Origin of the sequence: Rhodococcus sp. B10 (genome assembly GCF_011770055.1) — a bacterium.
In the GTDB taxonomy this organism is placed as follows: domain Bacteria; phylum Actinomycetota; class Actinomycetes; order Mycobacteriales; family Mycobacteriaceae; genus Rhodococcoides; species Rhodococcoides kyotonensis_B.
Genome location: NZ_JAAFYV010000077.1, coordinates 1 through 1,127, shown reverse-complemented (window position 1 = coordinate 1,127; position 1,127 = coordinate 1). Strand labels below are relative to the sequence as shown.

2 protein-coding genes are annotated in these 1,127 nt (G+C 64.2%); one reads left to right on the top strand and one right to left on the bottom strand.

Annotation, left to right across the window (positions count from 1 at the left end):
- Nucleotides 1-715, bottom strand: a 715-nt coding sequence (locus RhoFasB10_RS25695) for an IclR family transcriptional regulator C-terminal domain-containing protein (RefSeq protein ID WP_167679315.1), incomplete at its 3' end; no start/stop codon positions are given.
- 93 nt (nucleotides 716-808) lie between these two features.
- Here RhoFasB10_RS25695 and RhoFasB10_RS25690 point away from each other — a divergent pair.
- On the top strand, nucleotides 809-1,127 hold a 319-nt coding region (locus tag RhoFasB10_RS25690; RefSeq protein WP_167679313.1), incomplete at its 3' end, for a CoA transferase subunit A.

The following is a 1,127-nucleotide window of genomic DNA, read 5'->3' as shown; positions in this document are numbered from 1 at the left end:
GTTCGCGGGCGGCGTCGGCGGAGTGCCGGGCGGCGGGGGTGGACACGTTGGCTGCGGCGATGACGGTGCCGGCGGTGTCGTGGATCGGTGCGGCGATCGAGCGCAGACCTGCTTCGAGTTCTTGGTCGACCAGGCAATAGCCCTGGGTGCGAACGGATTCGAGTTCGGCGCGAAGGGATGCGATGTCGGTGATGGTCTTACCGGTCAGCGGCGTCGGGTCCAGTCGTGACAGGTAGGCGTCGAGTTCGTCGGATGAGAGTCCTGCCAACAGGACTCGGCCCATCGAGGTGGCGTAGGCGGGAAAGCGGGTGCCGATGGTGATCGCGACGGTCATGATGCGTGAGACCTGGACGCGGGCGACGTAGACGACGTCGTCGCCGTCGAGGATGGATACCGACGACGATTCGTGCACCCGCTGGGAGAGTGCTTCGAGGTGGGGCCCGGCGACGTCGGGCAGTGTCAGCGACGACAGGTAGCTGTAGCCGAGTTCGAGCACTCTCGGGGTGAGCCAGAAGAGGGTTCCGTCGGTACGCACGTAACCGAGTTCGACCAGAGTGAGGAGGAAGCGTCGCGCAGTCGCCCGGGTCAGATCGGTGGTCTTGGCGACGTCGGTCAACGTGCGACGCGGGTTCACCCCGTCGAACGCCCTGATCACCGCCAGCCCTCGGCCGAGCGATTGCACGTAGTCCGACGACGGCGCCGTCTCGTCTGCCATGAACTCTCCTTCGTTCCCGAACACCGTAGCAAATGTTCGCATAGTGGCGATACGTTCACAGAACGTACAAAGCGATGTATGGTCGACCGCATGATGGACAAAGTCGTAGCGAGCGCCGCCGACGCGGTGGCGGATCTGCCGGATGGAGCGTCGATCGCCGTGGGTGGTTTCGGGCTGGTCGGGGTTCCCGAGGTGTTGATCGGTGCCGTGCTCGATCAGGGCGCATCGGATCTGGAGATCGTGAGCAACAATTGCGGCACAGATAGTTTCGGGCTCGGTGTGCTGCTGGAGAAGCGTCGTATCCGTCGCACGATTTCCTCCTACGTCGGGTCGAACAAAGAGTTCGCGCGCCAGTATCTCGCTGGTGAACTCGAGGTCGAGCTGACGCCGCAGGGCACACTCGCCGAGCGAC